Genomic DNA, 21,527 nt, shown 5'->3' on the forward strand with positions numbered 1-21,527 from the left:
TTCGATTTCCGTTCCGCTGGGTACTCGTTACTCGTCGTCTTGTTCTTCGCCCAGATCCTCGTAGATTCGTGGATCCGTTTTGAACTTGAGGACGTTGTGCACCGCCGAGTTGCGCACGTTCGCGATTACGTCGCCGTACTCCGTGTAACACTCGTGGATCCACCGGGAGACCTCCTCGCGGTTGCGGAACATCATCACCGTCTTCCACTGGTACTCGCCGTCCGAGAGGAAGAAAAACAGCGTGTGCTTGTCCTGCTTGATGTGCTCCATCGCGTCCCGCCAGCGGTCGGCGAAGTTCTCCGCGTTGAACTTGAACTCGAACAGTGCGAAGATGTAGTACTCCTCGTTCGGGATGATTGCCTCCCGAAACACGCCCTCGTCGCGCATCCGACGAATGGACTCGCTGACGGTGACGTGAGAAACGTCGATATCGTACTGCTCCTCGAGAACAGTCGTGAGTTCGCGCGAGGAGAGTTGCGGGTCGTTCGAGAGTTCACAGAGGATGGCGATGTCGCGGTCTTTGAACTCCCAGCTCGGTGCGTCGTCGTTCGTGGATTCGTATGTCATCTGTGGTCTGTGTCGTGAGTTGTTGGGGTCGTTGGGATTGTGGGGGCCGACCGTACCGGCTATGTCGTCCGCGTCGGCTGTGACTGCAGTCGAAGGCTGGCCCAGGGTGTCGTGTGCCCCCGAATGGCTCCGCAGTCGCCCGTCGACCAGTCGGATCGTTCAGACAGTGACTCTGTTTCGTTTCCATTGTAAAGTCACTTTGGGAGTAGCCAAGAATAGACTCCAAGCTGAGAGGTCACCGAATAGATAAGGAATATTGTAGAAAGAGTGGCGAACCCAGAAACTGCAGCGAAGGGTAACATGAGCCAAACGAACGCCACGTGGTGTGAAATGCAGACGGTCTGTGACAGGCCAGGGCCTGCTCTGTTCTGGGTGAGTGCTCCACCGAAAACCGGACACGGCCGCAGATATAAGAGATAACGGTCGTGATTTGTCCCGATGAACGAATCACTACGCAGTGGTTTCGGCTCACTCGAGATCCGTTCCCAGAGCGAGTGTCACTGCCGCTCGTTCAGCCGGTATCGGCATGAACAATCAGATGGGAATGTATATCAGAATTCAGTTATCTTGGCCCGAGTCCTCACGACCACTGCCATCGAACGACGGCGTCCGTCGATTCAGGAACGCATCCACGCCCTCCTCGTGGGCCGGCGTCCCGTACGCCAGCGATTGCGTGAGTGCCTCGTACTCGAGTCCATCCGACCACGACCGGCCCAGATTGTCGTGGATGGCGCGCTTTGCGAGGCCAATGTTGGCGGTCGGCTTTGCAGCGAGCGTCTCGATGCAATCCCCAACGCGGTCGTCGAGATCGTCGTCGGGCACGGTCTCGTTGACCAGATCGAGTTCGGCGGCTGTCTCGGCGTCGATCAGTCGGCCGGTGAGCACGAGGTCCTTCGCAGTGCGCAGCCCGACGAGTTGCGGGAGCGTGACCGAGCCGCCCATGTCGGGGACGAGGCCGACGTTGATGAACGTCGCGCCGAATCTGGCGGAGTCGGCGGCGTAGGCGAAGTCCGCGGCGGCGACGAGCGAGAGACCCGCGCCGACGGCGTCGCCGTTAACCTTCGCGATGATTGGCACCGAACTCGTCAGCAGTTGTTCGGCGACCCGGCCGACGGTTTCCCGAACCCGGTCGGCGGCCTGCTGTGGCGTCTCGTCGCGCTCGGCCATCGCCTCGATGTCGCCGCCGGCGCTGAAGGCCTGCCCCTCGCCAGTCAGGACCGCGGCGTCGAGGTCGCCTGGGTCGAGGGACTCGAGTTCGGCTGCCAGCTCGCGGGCGACCTCGGCGGTGAACGCGTTCCGGCTGTCGGGGCGGTCGAACGTGAGGTAACGGACGCCGTTGTCGTCGTGAACCCGCATTTGATGTTAGGCTGACTCGTCGCTCTTGGTCTTGATGAGGAACTTCATGTCGCCCTCGAAGACGACGGTGTCGTCCTGGTTCGTCATCACGGTATCGAGAACGACGAGGCCGGCGTCGTCGCGGCTGCTGACGTCCTTCTTCTCGGTGACCTCCATCTCGAGCGAGAGCGTGTCGCCGATGTAGACCGGGTTCGGGAGGTCCATATAGTTCATCCCGAGGAAGGCGAAGGCGGTCCGCTCGACGATGCCGGTCCGGTAGACGAAGCCGGTCGCCTGGACGAACGTCATCGGGCCGTGGGCGATGCGCCCCTCGAAGGGGCCGTCTTCGGCGTAGTGTTTGTTCGTGTGCAGCTCCGTCCAGTCGCCCGACAGCGCCGAGTGCATGACGAAATCCGCTTCCGTGACGGTCCGACCGACGCTTTCGAACTCCTGACCCGCTTCGAAGTCCTCGAAGTAGTGTGGCTCGTAACTGTATGCCATACCTAGAGCTTCGAACCAGTCTACAAATAGTTTGTCACGAAGACGGATCGGCGCAACGCACCGGTGGATTGATAGCGCCGACGGCGACGGCTTTGGCTTCGGTTGTGGGTGTGACTGTGGGGTTAGTTATGGTCGCGGCTTCAACGCCAACCGAAACGCCCCACCCGAGGGTTGGAACGCTACCGGTGGTCGTACACCCGTTTCACCTTCCCGACCTCCGTCCGTTCGATCTCACCAGGCCCGACGAGCGTCAACTCGTCCGGCGTGAACGAAAGCACGTTCTCGAGTCGGGTCAGCAGTCGGTCACGTAACGTCTCGCGCTCAGCCGCACTCAGTCCAGCCTCGTGCTCGACCGTCACCGCCATCCTGTCGAGTTCGTCCTCCCGTGTGAGGTCGATCCGATAGTACGGCTCGACAGCATCGAACTCGAGTACCACGTCCTCGATTTCGCTCGGGTAACAGTTGACGCCGCGGATAATGATGAGGTCGTCGGCGCGGCCGGTGACGTTGTCCATACGGACCATCGTTCGGCCACAGTCACAGTCGTCGGTGGTCAGCGTCGTCAGATCGCCCGTCCGATAGCGCAATACTGGGAGCGCCTCTTTCGAGAGCGTCGTGAGCACGAGTTCCCCCTCCTCACCCTCGGGCAGCACCTCGCCGGTCTTCGGGTCGATCACTTCGGGGTAGAAGTGGTCCTCCCAGATGTGCAGGCCGTCCTGGGCCTCGTGGCACTCAATCGAGACACCGGGGCCGACTATTTCAGAGAGCCCGTAGAGGTCGATACCGGTGACACCAAGGCGCTCCTCGATCTCCTCGCGCATCGGATCGGTACAGGGTTCGGCACCGAAGATAACCGTCGAAACGGGGAGGTCTGCCACGTCGATGCCCATCTCGGCCGCTGTCTCCGCGAGGTACAGCGAGTACGACGGCGTACAGCAGAGCGAGTCGCTCTCGAGATCCTGCAACAGTTCGATCTGGCGCTGGGTCTGGCCGCCGCCGACCGGGATCACCGTTGCACCGAGTTCCTCGATACCGTAGTGGAGGCCGAGACCGCCGGTGAACAGCCCGTAGCCGTACCCGTTCTGGACGGTGTCGCCCGGTTCGATGCCCGCTGCGGCGAGCGAGCGGGCGACGACCTCGCTCCAGACGTCGATATCGGCGTCGGTGTAGGGGACGATTTTCGGCTTCCCGGTCGTCCCTGAGGAGGCGTGAATTCGCTGTACATCCGCATCGTCGACGGCAAAGAGGCCGTCCGGGTACTCGGCGCGGAAGTCCTCCTTCGTGGTAAACGGCAGGGCGTGAATGTCTTCGACGGTCTGGATATCCGCTGGCGCGACACCGGCCGCATCGAGTTCGTCGCGGTAGAAGTCGACATTCTCGTAGGCGGTTCGAACCGTTTCTTGGAGCCGTTCGTTCTGTAACTCCCTGATATCCGTCCGCGGAGCCGTCTCTCGCTGCGTGTAACCCATATCTGATCAAACATCTACGGCGGCCGATAAAAGTAGTGGGGTGTGGGAACACACCACTATTTTGGGAGCGAAGGAGCCGATGATGACCGACAGTACAGCAACGAATCGACACCGGAGTTCAACTGAAAATCTGGCGAAACAGCGCCTCTTCTGCCCGCCGAAGCCGTTCTAGAAATGCCGACTTGCTGATCCCCAGTTCCGCCGCAACCGACTCCGAGGATGTCTCGCGCGGAATCGCGAAGTAGCCCATCTCGAGTGCCGTCCGAATACACTCCTCCTGGGCGGGGGTGAGATCCCAGCGCTGGGTCGGCGTCTCCCTGGCCTCGGCCTGCAGCGGGTAGACGCGCTCGAGTCGAACACCCACCGTCTCGCCCGCGGCTTCCATGACGCCCTTGAGGACGTCCCGACCGACCACGGCGCCGAAGATCATGGCCGCACCGTCGCGATACTGCAGGGTCTCGACGATGAGGCCGGCGTCGACGAGCCGGTGGACCACGCAGGGCTGTTTCGAGAGACACCGATACCGGGAGCGCCCGTTCGTTCTGGAGACGTGGAGGTAGCGAATGCGGTCGTCGGACTCGAGTTGGTCGACGAGCGCGTCGGACTGGGCGGAACTGAACTGGAGGAGGTCGTAGCCGTCGTCGCGTCGCTGTGGTGGACGGGCGTCGATGTCGATCCCGTCGCCGACGGCGCGGGTTGCCTCGGCGAGCGGGCAGTCGTCGTGGTGGACGCGAAATTCGACGGCGAGGCACTCCTCTATCATGGTAGCTGTGGTGTACCGGACACCACTGTAGTATTTAAAACCCGTGTATATGGCAGTTAACCGCTAAGGGCGTTTCCGGCCACTAGTGTGGTATGATGGATCTTAACACAGTGAAGGAACGCGCGGGGCCGCGGGAGTTCAGCCCCGCGGACGACCTTCCCAGGGAGTACCGGGAGGCGGCAACCCGGATGATCGAGTTCCACGCCAACAGCGAGATTATGGGGGCGTACCTCGAGCGGCCGTTCATCCGCCAGTCGCCGAGTATCGACCGCAAACTGGCGTTCTCCGCGAAAGTACAGGACGAGATCGGCCACGGACAGTTGCTCTACCGCGCGGCGGAATCGCTCGGCGTGAAGACCCGCGAGGAGATGCTCGACGACCTCGCAAACGGCGACGGCAAGTTCCTCAACTGCTTCCACTATCCGCTGAAGAGCTGGGTCGAGGTGCCGATGATCTCGTTCTTCGTCGACGGAGCCGCAATGCGTCGGCAGGCGACCCTGCGCCGGACCAGTTGGGAGCCTTACGCCCACGCCATGGATAAGGTATGCTTCGAGGAAGGCTTCCACGTCAAACACGGCGAGGATATCCTGAAGGAGCTGATGACGGGGTCGCGAAAGGAACAGCAGATGACCCAGGACGCGTTCGAGGAGTGGTGGCCGCGCATCATCCAGTTCTTCGGACCGACGGACGACAAGAGCACACACCACGACTTTGCAGCCGCGGTCGGGCTGAAACAGCAGTCTAACGACGACCTGCGAAACGCCTTCCTCGATCAGTACATCCCGAAGGCCAGAAAGTACGGCCTCGAAATTCCCGACGAGCCGCGCATTCGCGAGCGCGACGACGGCACCTACGCCGTCGAGGAAGACGACCTCGACTGGGACGAGTTCTTCACCATCGCGAAGAACGAGTACGAGCCAGGACTGGGCCAGATCAACGGCCGCAAGCAAGCGCAGGAGGCCGTCGACTGGGTCCGTGAGACGATCGAAGCAGACGCACCTACCGCCGGTGGCCACGAGCCACAGGCGGCCGACTGACCATGATCTGGGAAGTCTTCCGCCAGGCGAAGACCGGGGAGTACCACACCCACTGCGGCAACGTCCACGCGCCCGACCGTGAGATGGCCAAACAGTTCGCCGCCATCCAGCACGGCCGACGAAAGCCCACGAACAGCCTCTGGGTCGTTCCCCGCCATGAAATCGGCGAGATCGACGCCGAGGACGTCTCCTTCGGCGGCACAACGGACAAAAGCTACCGCTGGGCGACCGCCTACAACACGACCGGCAGCGACGCCCGCGAGGTCGTCGAATCCGAAGACGAGCAGGCAACCGCCGAGAAGCAGCAAGGTGATGACTGATGGCGACACCAGATTTCAGTGATCCCGAGGAGCTGAGCGCTCGCGAACGGCAGGCACTCGAGTGCCTGATCAAACGGCTCGCCGACGACGAGTTCGTCCTCGCCGAGCGCTACACCGAGTGGCAGGTTCGCGCGCCGACACTCGAGTCCGACCTCGCGCTGGCGAACAACGCGCAGGACGAACTCGGACACGCCCGGCTCTGGTACGACGTGCTGGGCGACCTCGGATACACGGAGCGAGAACTCGTCTACGAGCGTGAGCCGGCGGAGTTCCGCCACAGTACGCTCGTTGAACTCCCCTTCGAAGAAGGCGACTGGGCTGACGCAGTGCTCCGGTCGTATCTCTACGACGTGGCCGAAGAGCTTCGACTGGAGGCACTCGAAGACTCGTCGTCACCGACAATCGCGAATCGAGTTGCGAAGATTCAGCAAGAAGAAGGGTATCACCGCGAGCACGCCCAGAACTGGCTCGAACGGCTGGCCGAGGGTGAGAGCGGCAGTGGAGAAGGCCACGAGCGACTGCAGGCGGTGCTCGACCGGCTGTTTCCGCATGCGCTGACGATCTTTGAGTCGTGCGCGCCGCCACGCGGCGCGAACGACGCAAACGACGCGAGCGGCGACGAGCCGCGAGCAGCCGGCTCCGACGTCGAGGCAGACATCGTCGACTTCGGCCTCCGAACCGCGACACTCGAGGAACTCGGTGAGGAGTGGCTCGCGATCGTCGTTCCATACCTCGAGTCGCTCGGCCTCGACGTTCCCGAGAGCGGGCAGACAGGTGACGGCGAGTTCGAATTCGAGGTCACCCAGGAGATGCTCCCCCCCGAACGCGGCCGGGACGGCACCCACACCGACGCGTGGGTCGACCTCTACGACGACTTCACGCACACCTACCGCGAACTGGGGCGGAGCGAGCCGACGAAGATCATGGACACCCCGGAGTGAATCAGAATGAGTAGCAATCGTCCAGAACCGACCGAGACCGATGCAACGCCCTGTGCCTACACCGAGTACCAATCAGCCGACGGCGACGTTGCTTCGGAGCTCCCAGCGACTGGTGCAAACGCGACCGGACTCGAGTCCGATGTCTGGGGTGCCCTCTACGAAATCGAAGATCCGGAGATGCCGATCAGCATCGTCGATCTCGGGCTGATCTACGGCGTCAGCGTTTCTGAGGGCGTCGCGACCGTCGACATGACGCTCACCTACTCGGGCTGTCCGGCACGAGAAATGCTAACCGAGGAGGTCGAGGAGACGGCAGCGGCGGTCGAGGGTGTCGACGACGCCGAGCTTCGGCTCGTCTGGAATCCGCCGTGGACGGTCGATCTGGTAACCGAACAGGGGAAAGAAGATCTGCGGGAGTTCGGACTGAGTATCTGACCAGTGAGCGTGAACCCATGAGGAGACACACCAATCCGGACCCGAGCACGACGACGAGCGGCGAGACGGCGGGCGCGACGTGTCCGTACTGCGACTCGACGAACACCGTCCGCGAGCACCCGAAGGGGCCGTCGCTCTGTCGGTCGATGCACTACTGTAACGAGTGCGAGCAGCCCTTCGAAGCGTTCGGGTGAGTGGCAAAGGCTGCCCGTCCACGCCGTCCGTTCGAACCCGTTCGCTGGCAGTGCGAGCGGTGCGAGTCGCCGTCAACGACCTGCAGAACTAGCCACCCGACTGCCACATTTATTATCGATCGTGCGACACTGTGAGGCATGGACACCGAAGCCTTCTTCGAGGGCATGCCCTTCGCATCGCTGCTTGGGATCACCATCACCGAGTGCGCCGACGGCCACGCCGAAGGGGAACTCGAGATGACCGAGGACCTCTCCTGGAACGAAGACCAGTTGATGGCCCACGGTGGGGTCACGTTCACGCTAGCGGACACCGTTGGCGGGGCTGCACTTGTCTCGCTGGTCGACCAGCCGGTGCCGACGATCGACATGCGAATCGACTACCTGTCGGCCGGGACGGGCGATCTCTACGCCGAGGCCGAGGTCGTCCGCTGTGGGAGCGACGTCGGCGTGGTCGACGTCGACGTCTACGCGGTCGACGACGAGACACACGTCGCGGACGCGCGCGGTGTGTACAAAACAGGGTAACGCACGACAGCAGAAACAGCAAAATCGAGCTCGGAGACTCAGACCGACTCGAGTCCGTTCTCTTCCCGGAGCACGTTGATGTACTGTCGGAAGCCGGACTCGAGATCGTACTCGGGATCGTACCCCAGATCGGACTGGGCCGCCGTCATATCCAGATTCTGGGTCCAGGGGAGTTCGCCGTCGTCGGAGACGTCGATGTCGGCGTCTGGAAGCACGGTTTCGACCGCCTCGGCGGCCTCGCGAACCGTTGCGAGCACGCCGCGAACGTTGTACACGCGCTGGGTGAGCTCGTCCTCGGGTGCAAAGGCCGCCTTCCGGAACGCCTGCGCGATATCCGCGACGTGTTGCCAGTCGATGGCCTGATCGCCGTAGTCGACGCTGTAGGGCTCGCCGAGCGCCGGCTTCTCGATGATGTTCGCGAGGAACGCCGAGCCGCCGGTTTCGCGGTACGGACCGTAGGCGACGGTCGGCCGGAGTGCGACGTGGTCGAGGCCGTACTCCTCGTGGTAGACCCGCGCCTGGTGCTCGTTGTACTCCTTCGTCGCGCCGTAGAGCGTGTCCGGGTAGACGAGTTCGTCTTCGTCGACCCAGTCGGCGTCGTAGTTGTGCGGCGGGGCGTAGGCCGCCGCGGAAGAGGCCCAGGCGACGCGCTCGACTTGATCGTCAAGTGTGCGTGCAGCCTCGAAGACGTTGTTCGTTCCCAGGATATTCACGTCGGCCGCCGCGCGCGGATTCTCGCGCGCCGTCGTCGTCAGAAGTGCGGCGAGGTGGATGATGTGCGTCGCACCGGTCTCCTTGACCGCTCGGATGACCTCCGTCGGCTCCGAGATGTCGCCGCGGCGGACCTCGACGTCATCCGCGACGCCGAGATTCTCGAGTATCTCCGTGTCCGTCGAGAGATCGTAGGCGACCACGTCGTGGCCGTACTCGAGTAGGTCGCGAGCGACGTAGGAGCCGATAAAGCCGGTGCCGCCGGTCACCAGGACGGTGGCGTCGGCGTGCTCGCTCGTCATCGCTCGCTCACCACGGCGTCTCGAGTGCGGTCGCTGCGGAGTGGCCCACGAACGGAACAGCCGCTGTGCGCGAGGGGTTCTGTCATACGGTCTCACTGTCGCTGGCTAGTGACTTTGCTCTACCGGTGGGGTGCACCCGGAGAGACCTGGGCCGACGATCGACCAGTGGTGAAGCCCAACCGCGAGACGAAACGCGCCGGTACGATTTATGACACTGTATGTGAAAACGAAACGTGATCACGTGATGTACAAGCACGTCGCACTCCTGGTCCGGCAGGATGACCTCTCTCACGAGGAGTTCGTCGACTACTGGCAGACCAATCATACCCCCATCGCGAAGGAAATCGAGGGCGTCGTTCGCTACCAGCAGGTGCTCCCGACGGACCCCGAAAACGCCGAGTTCGACGGCATCGCCGAACTCTACTTCGAGACACTCGAGGACCTACACGCCGCGCTTGGCAGTCCAGGCTCGCGCGACTACGACCCGACAAAGGATGTTGCCGCAGAGGCCCGGCGAGACGTGAACAATTTCCTCGCGATCGACGAGCGCCCGCGGCTCATCGGCGAGGAGATCGTCCAGAAAGACGAGGTCGACGGCGATACTGACGGCCTCTACAAGCACTCGGCGTTCCTCGTCCGCCAGGACGGGATGAGCCACGAGGAGTTCGTCGACTACTGGCAGGAGAACCACACCCCCATCGCCCGCGAGATCGAGGGCGTCGTGAAGTACAACACGGTGCTCCCAACCGACCCCGAAAACGCCGAGTTCGACGGCGTGGCCGAACTCTACTTCGACGATCTGGAGAAGCTGTACGACGCGCTCGGCAGCGAGGGCTCACGGGACTACGACCCGGACCGGGGCAAGGCGAAGGAAGCCCGCGAAGACGTGAACAACTTCCTCGCGATCGACGAGCGACCGCGGCTCATCGGCCGCGAACGACTCGTCACAGACGAGGGGTGACGAGACGATGACTGACTTCGAAACACAGGTCCGCGACGCCTTTCCCGAACTCGAGTCCATCGAGGACGAGGACCTCCGTGAGCGAGTCGTCGAAGCGTGGATGCTCGGACTCGAGCGCGGCGGCTGGCAAGATATTTCGGATATTCCCTACGCCTGGAACATCGACGAGGTGACCAACGTCGATCACGTCCGCGGCGTGACGCGGATCGCAATCGACTCGGCGACCCAGCAACGCGAGTTCCACGGCGCTGGCCCCGATCTGGACACCATCGTCGCGGCATGTCTCCTCCACGACGTGGGGAAGTGCTACGAGTATCCGCCGTTTGTCGCAGACGACCTGCTCGACGACCCCGATCCGCGCTACGTCAGCGAGGAGATTCCCCACTCGATTTCGGGCTACGCGCTCGCCCACGAGGTCGGCTGTCCGCTCGCGGTGCAGCGGGCGATTCCGCACTTCCTGGGCGAAGTTCCGACGCGGACGCTCGAGGCCGAACTCGTCAAAAGCGCCAACTCGGCGTCCTCGAACGCGATCACGCAGTCCGCGATGGGGATCACGCTGCAGGAGTGGGTCGAGGAGTACTCGCAAACGTCCTGACGGCGTCATAGCGGCACATGACCGGACAGACAGCTTGTGTTCGAATAGCGGGAACACACTTTTTACAGTTCCACGTGAGAGTGAACTCATGACAGCACACACGGATCACCGCCCCGTCGAAACCGTCGAGACGGCGATTGACCTGCTCGGCGTGCTCAAACAGGCCGGACGGACAGGGATGGGCGTTACCGAGGTCGCAACCGAACTGGGACTCGCAAAGAGCACCGCACACCGCCACCTCCAGACGCTCGCCGACCGTGGCCTGATCGTCCGGACGGGTGACAACTACCGTCTCAGTTCCTGGTTTCTCGACTACGGCGTTCACGTCCGGAACCAACACCCGCTGTACGACCTCGCCAGGCCGAAGGTGGACGAACTCGCCGCCGAAACCGACGAGAAGGTCTGGTGTGTGATCGAGGAGGACGACATCGGTGTCCACCTCTACGGCGCAACGGGAAAACACTCGGTCACGACCCACGCTCGCGTCGGCAATCGCACGCCTCTACACCAGTTCGCCGCCGGCAAAGCGATCCTCGCGAACCTCCCCGACGGACAGGTCGACCGGATCATCGATGGCCACGGGCTGAACGAACGGACGCCCCAGACAATTACTGACCCTGGCGAATTGCGGGCCGAACTCGAGTCCATCCGCGAGCAGGGCTATGCACTCAACCGAGAGGAGTCCGTTCCGGGCGTCCACGCGGTGGGTGCGCCGGTCCGAGGCGAAGACGGGCACGCCATAGGGGCCATCAGCATCGCCGGTCCCGCAAACCGGCTTCGCGGTGAGTTGCTCACGCAGGACCTGCCGGATCTCCTGCTCGGTGCGGTCAACGAGGTCGAGGTCAATCTGGCTCACGCCTGACCGGGCCTCCCCAGGGAGTCTGCTTCGTCACTACCCAGAATAAAATCGGTTTAGCAACCCACTGGCGCCAATTCTGAGACTGTGTTCGAACAAATCGAACAGGAGTCTACGCGCGAGAATTGACGGTTAATCGCCCACGTATTACAGATGTACACCCGTAATATGCTGTGCTGTTCCGTGCACGTAACTGGAACTGTGTACCGACACTGACGGTTACCCATGATTTCGCCATATTGTTGTTCCCACTATTCGAACAGAGCGGGATGGTGTGGTGGTGAGTGAGATAGAGGGGGATGGGGTAGAGGGGACTCGAGTACCCCTACCACAACCTCACTCATCCAGTCCGAGGAATTCTTCTGCGTTTTCCCAGAGAATCTTGCGCTGGGTCTCCTCGTCAAAGTCCAGTTCGGCGAACTGCTCGAGCCACGGTTTCGGTTCGAGCATCGGGTAGTCGGTGCCGAACATGACTTTGTCCGAGAGCAGCGTCTTGGCGTAGTGCAGCACCTGATCGTCGATGTACCGCGGCATCCAGCCCGAGAGGTCCATGTAGACGTTGCCCTTCTGCTGGCAGATAGCGAGCTGTTCTTTCTCCCAGGGGTAGGCCGGGTGAGCGATGAGAATCTGCAGGTCGGGGTACTCGGCCGCGACGTCGTCGATCAACATCGGATTGCCGTACTTGATCTTCAGTCCGCGGCCGCCGGGCGAGCACGCGCCGAGTGTCGAGTTCCCGCCGTGGAAGACGACGGGGACGCCGAGATCCTCGATGGTTGCCCAGAGCTCCTCGTATTCGGGGTCGGAGGGGTCGAATCCCTGGGCGATTTGCTGGAACTTGAACCCCGACAGTTCGAGGTCCTCGACGCAACGGATCGCCTCCTCGACGCAGTCGTCCTTGAGCGGGTCGACGGAGCCGAAGCCGATGAAGAAGTCATTGAACTCGTCACGGATCTCGGCGACGTAGTCGTTCGGAACGGGCGGGTTGCCGGTGTTCGTCTCGGCGTCCCAGCCGAGCAAAATTGCCTTCCAGACGCCGGCCTCGCGGTACTCCGCGCGCATGTTCTCGTAGGTGTCCGTCTCGAGATCAGCGCCGAAGCGGTCGGCGGCGTCGCGCATCATCTGGCCGCCGGCGTCGTGGAGGAACTCGCTGGTCGGCTGGTGGGCGTGCATGTCGATTGCGCGTGGCTCGTCGGAATCGAGCACCGTCGGCAAGTCCATGTGTGGATTGACAACGTGCGTCTACATGTAGCTTCGGACGAATGTGCTGCCGTCGACTGTGAAGTGTGAAATCCGACAGTATCAAATTCATTCCTGCAAGTTGCATTGTCAGCCACCTTCACTACTCCAAATCCCATTTCAAGGAAATAGTTCGTATAATGGTCGTTTACAGTCCGAGAGTGTCGTTCTATACTCAGGTCTGTCCTGTGGTTCACTACCACTGGAAAATGAGTGAATCCGCCGACCTTACGGCATCTATTGTCGATGTACTAGCATGCTCGGAGTATTCATTATCGAATGTTCCTCACCTAACTAATACTATACCAGACATACCTGTTGATCGGACATGTAGCTACGAACCGGACGAGAGTTCCCGAATCGACTCGTCCCCAATCTCGTCGATGACGTGCTCGTGAAACGCCTGGAGTGCCGCACTCTCGTCCTCCGCGAGCACCACGTCGCTCGCCGAAAGCGTCGCCAGTCCGAACGCCCGCGGCGTCGGCGAGTCGAGCAGCGTGCGCTCGACAGTGATCTCGTCCGATGCGAGTGCAGCGACGAACGACTCGAGTGCGTCCACGTTGAGTTTGTCCTCGAGAATTTCGCGGTAGGTCTCCTCGATGACGGCAAACTCCTCCAGATCCTGCGCGAATCCGAGCAGCATCTCGCTCGAGACCTGCTGTTCGCTGGCGGACTTCTCGTAGCCCTTGTAGCGTTTGAGGATCATCAGCGCTCGGGTTGCGTTGATTCGGAAGTAGCGCTGGAGGAGGTCGGTGCCGTCGATGGCAGCGCGCAGGTCTTCGCGGACCCGCTCGGGCTCTAAATCGTCGAAGATGCCCTCCACGTCGACCTTCCGGTTGAGCGGCATCGAGAGCACGAAGCCGTTGTCCGCGACCGCGACGCGGACATTGGCCGTCGCCTCCTGGGCGCAGTAGTAGGCGAGCAGCCGCGAGAGGCCGTCGTTGAATTTGCGCCCATACGTGGAGTGCACGTAGTAGTGGCGCTCGTACTCCTCGCGGTCGCGTTCGACCTCGATCGCGAGCCGGTCCGGTGTGCTCACACTCTCCGCGCCGGCGTACCGAAGCTGGTGGTCGAACAGCCGTGCAATCGCGCGGACGCTGTCGTCGTCCAGCGGGAACTCGCGGAGCCAGGCGCGAACGCGCGGCGGGCCGCCCGCCTCGTAGTGGGCGAGCAGTTCTGCCTGAAAGTTGAGAATCTCACAGCCGAGGTCGTAGGAGAGCGGGAGTCGTTCGGAGTACCACGACGGAACCGTCGGCCGGGCGCTCGTGCGGTCGACGTAGACCTTCGAGCCGCGCCGATAGCGGAACTCGAAGTGGTCGCCGCCGAGGACGAAGACGTCGCCCTTCTCTAAGGTGTCGAGGTAGTTCTCGTCGAGTTGGCCGACCCACTCGTCGCCGGCACGGGTGGAGACGTCGCAGGTGAACGAGTCCGGAATCGTCCCGATGTTGGTCATGTAGATCACCCGCGCGAGCCGGCCGCGCTTGCCGATCAGTGGTTTGCCGACGGGGAACTCCTCGTAGTGGTGCTCGCCGTCGGGCGCGTCGTTCGTATCACGCCAGACTTTCGCGTAGACGTTCTTCTCCTCCATGCCGGCGTACTCGGCGGTCAGATAGCGCATGAGCGACTCGAACTCGGCTTCGGAGTAGTTGCGGTACGGGTAGGCCCGGCGGAGGATCTCTGTGATTTCGGACTCCGGTCGAATCTCCGCGATCGCCATCCCGTAGACGTGCTGGGCCGCCACGTCCTGGGCGTTCTCGGGAATCGAGACGGAGTCGACGAACCCGTCTTCGGCCTTCTTCAGCATGACCGCGCACTCGAGTAGCTCGTCCCGGTCGAGGGCGATCACCCGACCCGTCACGGTCTGGCCGACGCGGTGGCCCGCGCGGCCGACGCGCTGGAGAAGTGCGGCGACGGATTTGGGCGAGCCGACCTGCACGACGAGGTCGACGTGGGGCATGTCGATCCCCAACTCGAGACTCGTCGAAGAGGTGACGACGTCGAGGCTGCCCTCCTTCAGTCGGGCCTCGATATCCTGTCGGACGTCCTTCGAGAGGCTGCCGTGGTGACAGCCCGAGTTGTCCTCGTCGTAGGCGTCGAATCGCTCGCGGAGGGTATGGAGCACCCGTTCCGCGCCGGATCTGGTGTTGGTGAAAACGAGGGTGTTCGTGTGGTTCTGAATGTGGTCGTGAAGCTGTCGGTAGAATCGCTCCTGGACGACCTCGCGGGAGGTGTTGATCAGGTCGTCAGTGGGGCACTCGAGTTCGATGTCGAACTCGCGGGCGAAGCGGGCGTCGACGATGTCGTAGTTGCGTGGTTCGCTTTTCGGTTCGGCTTCGGAAGGCGCTGGTGCTGCGTCGCCAGCCGCTGCGTCGCCGCCCGCTGGCATGCTCGGCTCCTCGCGCCCGACAAGAAACTCCGCAACCTCCGAGAGCGGTTCGATGGTCGCCGAGCAGCCGATTCTGGTGATTTCGTGGTCGGTCATCGCCGCGAGTCGTTCGAGGCTGACCGACAGGTGGGTGCCCCGCTTGCCCGCTGCGAGTGAGTGAATTTCGTCGACAATGACGTACTCCACCGTCCGAAGCTTCTCGCGGAATTTCGGCGAGTTCAGCAGGATGGCCAGCGTCTCGGGCGTCGTATTGAGGATGTGTGGCGTTTCCTCGAGCATCTTCTGGCGGTCACTCGAGGACGTGTCACCGTGGCGGATGGCGTGGCGTATGTCGCCCATCGATTCCCCGTCGTCCCGTTCGTCGACGATCGATTCGATCCCCTCGAGTGGCACCTCGAGATTGCGATGGATGTCGTTGGCGAGGGATTTGAGCGGGGAGATGTAGAGACAGTAGACGGAGTTTTCGAGGCCACAGGTGGTGTCGCTGTTGGTGGTGACGTCGCCGGTGGTGCCGTTGCTAGTGTTGGCGTTGTCGGTGGTGTCGGTGTTGGCGGTGGCCTCGTCGGTGGTGTCAACACCAGCGGCGGTCGTGGTGTCAGTATCAGCGTCGGCGTTGTCGGCATCAGGGACCGCCTCGCGCTCGCGTCGATAGAGTTCGTTGATGATCGCTGCAAATGACGCTAACGTCTTTCCCGCTCCCGTCGGCGCACAGATGAGCGTGTTCGTCCCGTCGTGGATGTTCGGGATCGCGCCGCGTTGCGGTGGCGTAAAGAAACCGTCGTTCTCGGGGACGAACTCGCCGAACTCCGCGAGCCACCACTCCTGAACAGCGGGTTCGAGCAGGTCGAAGACGTCCCGGTCGTCGATCGTCGCAGTCTCGGGATCGAAGGGGAGAGCGTCGTCGTCGATCGGCAACTCGCGGCGCGCGGTCCCATCCATCACCACCGTCTGGGGGACCGGCGTGTAAGAGGGTTTGCCCACCGGAGCGAAAGTGAAGCAGTGGCTGGATGTCGGTTGACGACTGGTTGGCAGCGGTGGACGACTGCAGAACCTGCAACGATCGGCAGATTCATTGGAACCGCCGGACAGAGAGTGCCTATGTTCGAACTACCACTCCACGCCGGCAGCGGGCACCCGAACCTCTTCTGGATTCTCGTCCCCAGTTTCCTCACGTTCCTCGCCGGACTCGGTCTCGGCGCGCGTTCAGAGCGCGTTCTCGAGGTGCTGCGACCGAACGACGCGTCCTCCAGCGAGTAAGTCGGTCGCGAATTATCGGTGCCGACGACGTCGCAGCGTCCCACGAACGATCGGCGTCGCCGGGAAGACGCCGCGGTCGATCCGCTCGATCTGTTCGACGGCGAACTCGTCGTGGCAGACGAACCGCTCAACGGTGTCGCGAGTGAGTTGACAGCCGCCGGCAACCCGCTCCCAGAGCGGGTTCAGGACGTGTTGTCCAGTTGCGCGCCAGCCGTCGGCGTGAACGTGCTCGAGGAACCGAAACTCACCGTCGGGTTTGAGCACGCGTGCGACCTCCTCGAGTGCGGCGTCAGGATCCTGGATCGTACAGAAGACGAGACTGGCGAGCACGACGTCGAAAGCGTCGTCTGGATACGGAAGCGATTCGGCGCGGGCGTCGCGAAGGTCGACTGCACAGCCGTACTCTCTGGCCTTGGTAACTGCCTGGCGGCGCATGTGTTGGTCCGGTTCGATTGCATGGATCTCGACCGTCGAATCCGCTTCCGCGAGATACGGAACGTTCGCACCCGTTCCCGCACCGATGTCGAGCACGCGACCCGAGAGGTCTCGCGTCAGGTAGTGTCGATGCGGCTCGAACAGGAGCCGATCCGGGACGACGAGGTCGTAGACTGTCGCGACCAGCGGATGCGAGATTTCGTTCGTGTCAGCGGGTGCGCCCATATTACGGTCTACGACGTGGCGTGTGTTATCGGTTCGGCCAACGCGTCGGTCGGTTTCGGCCAACGCATCGGTCGGTCGTCGAAACACATCCTACTTAGCGGATCGTCTTCGGAATACACTCGATCACGTCCGTGGCAATCACGCCCGGCCCGTACTCGGCCGTCGCGAGTTCACCGCTCTTGCCGAGAATCCAGGCACCGAGCTCCGCCGCTTCCTGGCGATCCATTCCCTGACCCAGCAACGACGCTGTGATCCCGGCCAGCGTATCGCCCGTTCCCGCAACAGTCAGCGCCGACGTCCCGGTGTCGTTCTCGAGTCGCTCACCCGCCGTCACGATCTCGTCCACGCCACCGGTCAGCGTAATCACAGCGTCTGTCTCCTCGGTAAACGCTTCGAGCGAGCCGTAGGCCTCGTAGATCGGATCGTCCTCTGACCCACTCGGTGTGAGCACGGCCGTCGAGAGATCCGACTCGAGTGCGGGTTCGATTGCGAGTGCGTCGACAACGACGGGGATGTCGGTTCGCTCGAGAACGTCACGGATCGCGTCCACCTCGGCGTCGACGAGACCGGGGCCGATGACGAGTGCGTCGGCCCACTCACAGACGTTGACTGTGTTGTCTGCTGCGTCCTGATCGAACTGATCGCCGTCGTAGGGGCTCACGAGCAGATTCGGTGACGAGCCGGCGACGGGAGCGTAGAGCGGGTCCGGGACGAGCACGCGGACGTGGTCCGTGCCGGTCCGAAGCGCTGCGCGTCCGACGAGCGCGGGCTGGTTTGGATAGTCGATGCTCCCGCCGACGACGGCGACACGGCCGTTGTCCGTGTCACTCTCTTCGGAAATGTTCGAGAGTGTTCGTTGCAGGCGACCCATACGAGCGGTAGGGCAGCCTCGCGGGAGTGGATTCGGCAGGCGTGTTCCGGTTTGGACGCAGTCGCCCTCGACGTGGGTAGAAGTGATCGGTGCGAGACGCCAGTCAGGACCTCGTTATTCGATGGGGGTTCCGCGATTTCGCATGTCCGCGCCGCAGTCGGGACAGGAGCCGGGTGCAATCGCTGTTACGACGGTTCCGCAGGCGAAACACTCGTATACCGATTCCTCGCTTGGGTCGAGTTTGACGTCTTTCATCGTGGTGGACACCGTGACGCACCGGTCGTCACATTCAGGAATATTAGGGATATTAGGTTGAAGCTGTCCGTTGAGTATCTAGCGTCGGTAATAAAACATGGTTCACTATTCAACCATGGCGTGAGACGGTACGCCAAGCTCGTCGAAAATCACCGAGAAGAGCTTTCGCTGAACCGTCCGGTGGTGTCGATAGAACGCCGCCGGTGAAATCGAGAGCATCGACGCGATATCTTCACCAGAGCGCTCGCGCGGTGACTCGAAGTAGCCACTGTAGTACGCGAGTTGGACTACCTCGAGTTGCCTGTCAGTCAGCCGATCGAGCAGTTCGGCACGCAGATCTCGCGGCGTCGTCCGATCGACCCGCCGCTTCGAACGGAGTTCGATGTCTGGGAAGGCTGTCGTCACGATATCGGTGCTGGCACCGGTGTCGGCACCGCGACCGACACCGGCAGTGCCAACAGTGTTATCAGCGCCACCAGCGCCACCACCACCGTCTACATCTGCTGGCACGTCGACGACGACGCGAGTCGAATCGGGCGTCGCCCGAACGCTGCGAAGGATGGCACCGTGGTCCGCGAGCGTGAGCGCCGGGAACGGCCGCGCGAGTTCGAGTTTGATCGTCCCGCCGTTCTTACCACCTGCGTTCGCGGTCGCACTTCCACTCCCGTTCGCGTTCTCGTATCCGTGCCCACCGCGTCGATGGTCGCTGACGACCTGTGCGTCGGTGACCGCGACGAGTTCAGTCGCGGCGGCGGCCACGTCGGCTGCCGGTGCGCCCTCGACCGAGGCGAACACCGTCGCGCCGTCTTCGTGCTGGCGAACACCGCCGTCGAACGAGAGCGTACAGTCTGCCCGCGTCGCGAGGCGAGTGAAAACGAAGCTCTCGTCTGCGACGTCGAACTCGAGTCGCGTGTTCGCGTTCGAGAGGAGTGCGCGCTTGCGGTCGACCGCGGCGATGGCCGAGGCGATCGTCTCGCCGAGTTCGGTGAGGACGGCGCGGGTGACGTCGTCGAAGGCGTCGGGGCGGTCCGCGTAGACGGTCAACACGCCGTAGGAGAACTCGTCGTAGGAGAGCGGGACGCTGATGACCGACTGATACTCGCGAGCGAGCGCCTCGCTCCGCCAGGGCTGCTCGCGCAGGTTGTCGACGACGTTGGAGACGACCGTTCCCTCACGTGTGAGGGCGGTTCTAACGGCGGGTTCGCAGTCGTGGAGGGACGTTTCGGTTGCAGTTGCAGTCTCCGCTGTCGCTACCGACTCGTCTCCCGTGGCACCGTCACCCGGCTCTGCTGGCTGTGCGGGGAGCGAGAACGACACGCTGTCGAGGTAGTCCCGCCCGCCATCCGTTCCGCCGTGGGCACGGGACTCGAGTCGCTCCCCGGACGGATCGTCGGTGCCGATCCAGGCGAACGAGAAACGATCGGTGGCCGTCAGCCGGTCGCAGACGCCGTGTTCGATCTCCTCGCGCGTTTCGGCCTGGACGAGTTCCTGGTCGATTTCACGGATGATCTCGTTGATCTGGTTGAGACTGGTGAGTTGGCGGTTCTGGCGCTTGAGTTCGCGGTCGCGCTCCCGAAGCGTGCGCTCGCGTTCGACGCGGTCGAGTGCGGCCTCCGCCGTCGCCGCCAGCAGGTCAGTCACCTCGCCGGAGACCTCATCGAAGACGTCCGCCTCGGCCGAGCCGGCGACGAAGACGCCGTGATCGCCGAGCGGGACGAACGCGGCGCTTCTGATCTCCGTCGTCGGATCGGCGAGCAGCGGCGAGTCGTGGACATCCGCCAGGAACCGGCTCTCGCCGTCGACAAAGACATCGCCGACGATACTCTCGCCGACCTGTTTGGCAGAGAGCGGGCCGTGGAGCGCCGTCATCGAGTCCGAGCGGGCAGCCGGACGAAGCACGTTCTCGTCGGTATCGAACAGGTAGACCGCACTCGCCTCGAGGTCGAGCACGTCCGTCGCGTCGTCGACGGTGACAGCCGCGATTTCGCGATCCGTCTCGGCGTACAGCAGTTCGCGAGCAGTCCGGTGGAGCGCCGTCAGCGCTTCCTCACGACGCTTGCGAGTCGTAATATCGCGACAGCTGTAGAGGAGCGTCCCGTCCTGGATCGAGACTTCGCGAACGTTGACCAGCAGAGTATGCTCGCGGCCCGCCTTGTCCGTCGCCGTACACTCGATATTCGTGAGGACGCCGTCCTCGGCGAGCTCCGCGCGGTCGAACAGGTCCGCACCGAGGAGTTCGTCGATCGACCCCATCTCGTGGATTTCCTCGTCCGTATAGCCGAAGATGAAGTGCACGTTCGGACAGACGTAGGTGAACTCGCCCTCGTCGTTCGTGATGAGGACTGTGTCGGTCATGTGGTTGAGCGTCACCCGGTGGAGTTCCTCGGACTCGCGCAGGTCGGACTCGAGTGCCGCGCGCTCGGTGACGTCCGTCGCGCGGACGAGAATCGTCGTGACGCGGTCGCCGTCGGTGACCGGCCGGACGGTGAGATCGAGGGTTTGGCGGGTACTTTCCGCTGTCTCACCAGTGCCCGCCGGTCTGTTAGCCCCATTGTTCGGCCACTTGCGCGTTATCTCCTGTCGCACAACCTGGCCGTTCGCAGCTTCTTCGACGGCCTGGTGGATCGTATCGCGACAGTTCTCGAGTTGGTCCCACGAGCCGAGCGACCAGAGGTCGCGTCCGCGAACGTCGGAGAGCGTCGCATCGAGGTCGGCGAGCGCAGCCTCGTTCGCCCGTCGAACCGTTCCGTTGGGGTCGAGCACCCAGCCGTACGCCGACGGATCGTCGAAGATAGCCTCGAACTGCCGGGCCTGCTCTCGGCGTCGGTCTCGTCTCTCAGCCTGCGAGAGGACTCGCTCGACGACCGCTGGGAGCACGTCGTCCACGGGAGCAGTATCGGAGTCGCCGTCGACAGCCGTGTCCGTGTCTGTCCCCGCCTCACAACCGCGTGGAACGTACTCAACACCCCCGACTGCGGCTGTCGCCCGTGCGAGTGCAGCATCCCCGTCACCCGCCTCGGGTGAGAGAACGACCGGAATCTCCTCGCACTCACCAGCGACGATGTCATCCTCGCGAATCGACTCGAGTAGCTCCAGCCCTGACCCGTCGGGAAGGATGGCTGACGTCACGACGCAATCGACACAATCGACGCCGCTGGCCGCGCGCTGGTCGAGCCACTCGAGTGCAGCGGCCGCCGACGGGACTGACTCGATGGTGGCGTCGGCGAGTCGCCCGTCCCATGTGGAGACGAGCGAGTCGAACTCGGTTGCGAGCGCCGAGCCGACGACGAGGAGCCGTGGCGGGGGCGCGTCGACAGTCCGTGCGGTATGCATTCGATGGGAATACGTGA

At 62.9% G+C, this 21,527-nt stretch carries 22 protein-coding genes; 10 read left to right on the plus strand and 12 right to left on the minus strand.

Annotated elements, in window-relative coordinates:
* Positions 1-27 precede the first annotated feature (27 nt).
* The 5 genes from BBD46_RS17945 to BBD46_RS17965 all read right to left on the minus strand — a co-directional run bounded on the left by BBD46_RS17945 (position 28) and on the right by BBD46_RS17965 (position 4,635).
* Positions 28-567: an Lrp/AsnC family transcriptional regulator gene (locus BBD46_RS17945; RefSeq protein WP_071403044.1), complete on the minus strand. Its 540-nt coding sequence runs from the start codon at positions 565-567 to the stop codon at positions 28-30.
* A 558-nt stretch (positions 568-1,125) separates the two neighbouring features.
* Complete coding sequence (locus tag BBD46_RS17950) at positions 1,126-1,923, minus strand: enoyl-CoA hydratase/isomerase family protein (RefSeq protein ID WP_071403045.1); 798 nt, start codon at positions 1,921-1,923, stop codon at positions 1,126-1,128.
* Between the two features lie 6 nt (positions 1,924-1,929).
* Positions 1,930-2,403: a MaoC/PaaZ C-terminal domain-containing protein gene (locus BBD46_RS17955; protein WP_071403046.1), complete on the minus strand. Its 474-nt coding sequence runs from the start codon at positions 2,401-2,403 to the stop codon at positions 1,930-1,932.
* Positions 2,404-2,582: 179 nt separating this feature from the next.
* Entirely contained in the window at positions 2,583-3,872 is a 1,290-nt protein-coding gene (gene paaK / locus BBD46_RS17960; protein ID WP_071403047.1) for a phenylacetate--CoA ligase PaaK, read from the minus strand.
* A gap of 118 nt (positions 3,873-3,990) precedes the next feature.
* Positions 3,991-4,635 (minus strand): helix-turn-helix domain-containing protein, encoded by a 645-nt coding sequence (locus tag BBD46_RS17965; protein WP_071403048.1) that lies wholly within the window; start codon positions 4,633-4,635, stop codon positions 3,991-3,993.
* A 95-nt stretch (positions 4,636-4,730) separates the two neighbouring features.
* Between BBD46_RS17965 and paaA the strand changes: the two genes are divergently transcribed.
* From paaA to BBD46_RS17990, 6 genes are all read left to right on the plus strand, one after another.
* A complete protein-coding gene (paaA, locus tag BBD46_RS17970) occupies positions 4,731-5,672 on the plus strand; it encodes a 1,2-phenylacetyl-CoA epoxidase subunit PaaA (RefSeq protein ID WP_071403175.1) in 942 nt (313 codons plus the stop codon).
* A gap of 2 nt (positions 5,673-5,674) precedes the next feature.
* Positions 5,675-5,992: a 1,2-phenylacetyl-CoA epoxidase subunit PaaB gene (paaB, locus tag BBD46_RS17975; protein WP_071403049.1), complete on the plus strand. Its 318-nt coding sequence runs from the start codon at positions 5,675-5,677 to the stop codon at positions 5,990-5,992.
* Positions 5,992-6,933 (plus strand): 1,2-phenylacetyl-CoA epoxidase subunit PaaC, encoded by a 942-nt coding sequence (gene paaC / locus BBD46_RS17980; RefSeq protein ID WP_071403050.1) that lies wholly within the window; start codon positions 5,992-5,994, stop codon positions 6,931-6,933. Before paaB ends, paaC begins: the two co-directional genes overlap by 1 nt.
* A 6-nt stretch (positions 6,934-6,939) precedes the next feature.
* Positions 6,940-7,368 (plus strand): 1,2-phenylacetyl-CoA epoxidase subunit PaaD, encoded by a 429-nt coding sequence (paaD, locus tag BBD46_RS17985; RefSeq protein ID WP_071403051.1) that lies wholly within the window; start codon positions 6,940-6,942, stop codon positions 7,366-7,368.
* A 17-nt stretch (positions 7,369-7,385) separates the two neighbouring features.
* Complete coding sequence (gene paaE, locus BBD46_RS22780; RefSeq protein WP_171908246.1) at positions 7,386-7,562, plus strand: 1,2-phenylacetyl-CoA epoxidase subunit PaaE; 177 nt, start codon at positions 7,386-7,388, stop codon at positions 7,560-7,562.
* A 138-nt stretch (positions 7,563-7,700) separates the two neighbouring features.
* Entirely contained in the window at positions 7,701-8,087 is a 387-nt protein-coding gene (locus BBD46_RS17990; protein WP_006652175.1) for a PaaI family thioesterase, read from the plus strand.
* Positions 8,088-8,125: 38 nt separating this feature from the next.
* On the opposite strand, the gene BBD46_RS17995 is transcribed toward BBD46_RS17990, so the two are convergent.
* Positions 8,126-9,100 (minus strand): NAD-dependent epimerase/dehydratase family protein, encoded by a 975-nt coding sequence (locus BBD46_RS17995; protein ID WP_071403052.1) that lies wholly within the window; start codon positions 9,098-9,100, stop codon positions 8,126-8,128.
* Between the two features lie 244 nt (positions 9,101-9,344).
* On the opposite strand from BBD46_RS17995, the gene BBD46_RS18000 reads away from it, so the two are divergent.
* The 3 genes from BBD46_RS18000 (at position 9,345) to BBD46_RS18010 (ending at position 11,518) form a co-directional block, all read left to right on the plus strand.
* Positions 9,345-10,061, plus strand: a complete 717-nt coding sequence (locus BBD46_RS18000) for an EthD family reductase (RefSeq protein ID WP_071403176.1) — start codon at positions 9,345-9,347, stop codon at positions 10,059-10,061.
* A gap of 7 nt (positions 10,062-10,068) precedes the next feature.
* Positions 10,069-10,656 carry an HD domain-containing protein gene (locus BBD46_RS18005; RefSeq protein ID WP_071403053.1) on the plus strand — a complete coding sequence of 196 codons (588 nt, stop codon included), beginning with the start codon at positions 10,069-10,071 and terminating at the stop codon, positions 10,654-10,656.
* Between the two features lie 88 nt (positions 10,657-10,744).
* Complete coding sequence (locus BBD46_RS18010; RefSeq protein WP_071403054.1) at positions 10,745-11,518, plus strand: IclR family transcriptional regulator; 774 nt, start codon at positions 10,745-10,747, stop codon at positions 11,516-11,518.
* A gap of 330 nt (positions 11,519-11,848) precedes the next feature.
* Here BBD46_RS18010 and BBD46_RS18015 read toward each other — a convergent pair whose 3' ends face one another.
* Both BBD46_RS18015 and BBD46_RS18020 read right to left on the minus strand, forming a co-directional pair.
* On the minus strand, positions 11,849-12,730 hold the full coding sequence (locus tag BBD46_RS18015) for an amidohydrolase family protein (RefSeq protein WP_071403055.1): 882 nt from the start codon (positions 12,728-12,730) through the stop codon (positions 11,849-11,851).
* Between the two features lie 352 nt (positions 12,731-13,082).
* The gene (locus tag BBD46_RS18020) at positions 13,083-16,073 is read right to left on the minus strand and encodes an ATP-dependent helicase (protein ID WP_071403056.1); all 2,991 of its coding nucleotides are present in this window, start codon (positions 16,071-16,073) and stop codon (positions 13,083-13,085) included.
* Positions 16,074-16,232: 159 nt separating this feature from the next.
* On the opposite strand from BBD46_RS18020, the gene BBD46_RS22785 reads away from it, so the two are divergent.
* Entirely contained in the window at positions 16,233-16,391 is a 159-nt protein-coding gene (locus BBD46_RS22785; protein ID WP_171908247.1) for a hypothetical protein, read from the plus strand.
* Between the two features lie 12 nt (positions 16,392-16,403).
* Here the strand turns inward: BBD46_RS22785 and BBD46_RS18025 are convergent, their stop codons facing one another.
* The 4 genes from BBD46_RS18025 to BBD46_RS18035 all read right to left on the minus strand — a co-directional run bounded on the left by BBD46_RS18025 (position 16,404) and on the right by BBD46_RS18035 (position 21,510).
* On the minus strand, positions 16,404-17,051 hold the full coding sequence (locus tag BBD46_RS18025; RefSeq protein ID WP_071403177.1) for a class I SAM-dependent methyltransferase: 648 nt from the start codon (positions 17,049-17,051) through the stop codon (positions 16,404-16,406).
* Positions 17,052-17,145: 94 nt separating this feature from the next.
* Positions 17,146-17,922 (minus strand): NAD(P)H-hydrate dehydratase, encoded by a 777-nt coding sequence (locus BBD46_RS18030; protein WP_071403057.1) that lies wholly within the window; start codon positions 17,920-17,922, stop codon positions 17,146-17,148.
* 114 nt (positions 17,923-18,036) lie between these two features.
* Complete coding sequence (locus BBD46_RS22380; protein ID WP_006652185.1) at positions 18,037-18,177, minus strand: rubrerythrin-like domain-containing protein; 141 nt, start codon at positions 18,175-18,177, stop codon at positions 18,037-18,039.
* Between the two features lie 105 nt (positions 18,178-18,282).
* Positions 18,283-21,510, minus strand: coding sequence for a bacterio-opsin activator domain-containing protein (locus tag BBD46_RS18035; protein ID WP_071403058.1), 3,228 nt, complete (start codon positions 21,508-21,510; stop codon positions 18,283-18,285).
* Positions 21,511-21,527 lie beyond the last annotated feature (17 nt).

The sequence above is a fragment of the Natrialba sp. SSL1 genome (genome assembly GCF_001861355.1).
Classification (GTDB): domain Archaea; phylum Halobacteriota; class Halobacteria; order Halobacteriales; family Natrialbaceae; genus Natrialba.

Bases quoted from the DNA above. Each gene is read 5' to 3' on its own strand.
- BBD46_RS17945 (WP_071403044.1), bottom strand. From the start codon at position 567: ATGACATACGAATCCACGAACGACGACGCACCGAGCTGGGAGTTCAAA.
- BBD46_RS17950 (WP_071403045.1), bottom strand. From the start codon at position 1,923: ATGCGGGTTCACGACGACAACGGCGTCCGTTACCTCACGTTCGACCGC.
- BBD46_RS17955 (WP_071403046.1), bottom strand. From the start codon at position 2,403: ATGGCATACAGTTACGAGCCACACTACTTCGAGGACTTCGAAGCGGGT.
- paaK (WP_071403047.1), bottom strand. From the start codon at position 3,872: ATGGGTTACACGCAGCGAGAGACGGCTCCGCGGACGGATATCAGGGAG.
- BBD46_RS17965 (WP_071403048.1), bottom strand. From the start codon at position 4,635: ATGATAGAGGAGTGCCTCGCCGTCGAATTTCGCGTCCACCACGACGAC.
- paaA (WP_071403175.1), top strand. From the start codon at position 4,731: ATGGATCTTAACACAGTGAAGGAACGCGCGGGGCCGCGGGAGTTCAGC.
- paaB (WP_071403049.1), top strand. From the start codon at position 5,675: ATGATCTGGGAAGTCTTCCGCCAGGCGAAGACCGGGGAGTACCACACC.
- paaC (WP_071403050.1), top strand. From the start codon at position 5,992: ATGGCGACACCAGATTTCAGTGATCCCGAGGAGCTGAGCGCTCGCGAA.
- paaD (WP_071403051.1), top strand. From the start codon at position 6,940: ATGAGTAGCAATCGTCCAGAACCGACCGAGACCGATGCAACGCCCTGT.
- paaE (WP_171908246.1), top strand. From the start codon at position 7,386: ATGAGGAGACACACCAATCCGGACCCGAGCACGACGACGAGCGGCGAG.
- BBD46_RS17990 (WP_006652175.1), top strand. From the start codon at position 7,701: ATGGACACCGAAGCCTTCTTCGAGGGCATGCCCTTCGCATCGCTGCTT.
- BBD46_RS17995 (WP_071403052.1), bottom strand. From the start codon at position 9,100: ATGACGAGCGAGCACGCCGACGCCACCGTCCTGGTGACCGGCGGCACC.
- BBD46_RS18000 (WP_071403176.1), top strand. From the start codon at position 9,345: ATGTACAAGCACGTCGCACTCCTGGTCCGGCAGGATGACCTCTCTCAC.
- BBD46_RS18005 (WP_071403053.1), top strand. From the start codon at position 10,069: ATGACTGACTTCGAAACACAGGTCCGCGACGCCTTTCCCGAACTCGAG.
- BBD46_RS18010 (WP_071403054.1), top strand. From the start codon at position 10,745: ATGACAGCACACACGGATCACCGCCCCGTCGAAACCGTCGAGACGGCG.
- BBD46_RS18015 (WP_071403055.1), bottom strand. From the start codon at position 12,730: ATGGACTTGCCGACGGTGCTCGATTCCGACGAGCCACGCGCAATCGAC.
- BBD46_RS18020 (WP_071403056.1), bottom strand. From the start codon at position 16,073: ATGGATGGGACCGCGCGCCGCGAGTTGCCGATCGACGACGACGCTCTC.
- BBD46_RS22785 (WP_171908247.1), top strand. From the start codon at position 16,233: ATGTTCGAACTACCACTCCACGCCGGCAGCGGGCACCCGAACCTCTTC.
- BBD46_RS18025 (WP_071403177.1), bottom strand. From the start codon at position 17,051: ATGGGCGCACCCGCTGACACGAACGAAATCTCGCATCCGCTGGTCGCG.
- BBD46_RS18030 (WP_071403057.1), bottom strand. From the start codon at position 17,922: ATGGGTCGCCTGCAACGAACACTCTCGAACATTTCCGAAGAGAGTGAC.
- BBD46_RS22380 (WP_006652185.1), bottom strand. From the start codon at position 18,177: ATGAAAGACGTCAAACTCGACCCAAGCGAGGAATCGGTATACGAGTGT.
- BBD46_RS18035 (WP_071403058.1), bottom strand. From the start codon at position 21,510: ATGCATACCGCACGGACTGTCGACGCGCCCCCGCCACGGCTCCTCGTC.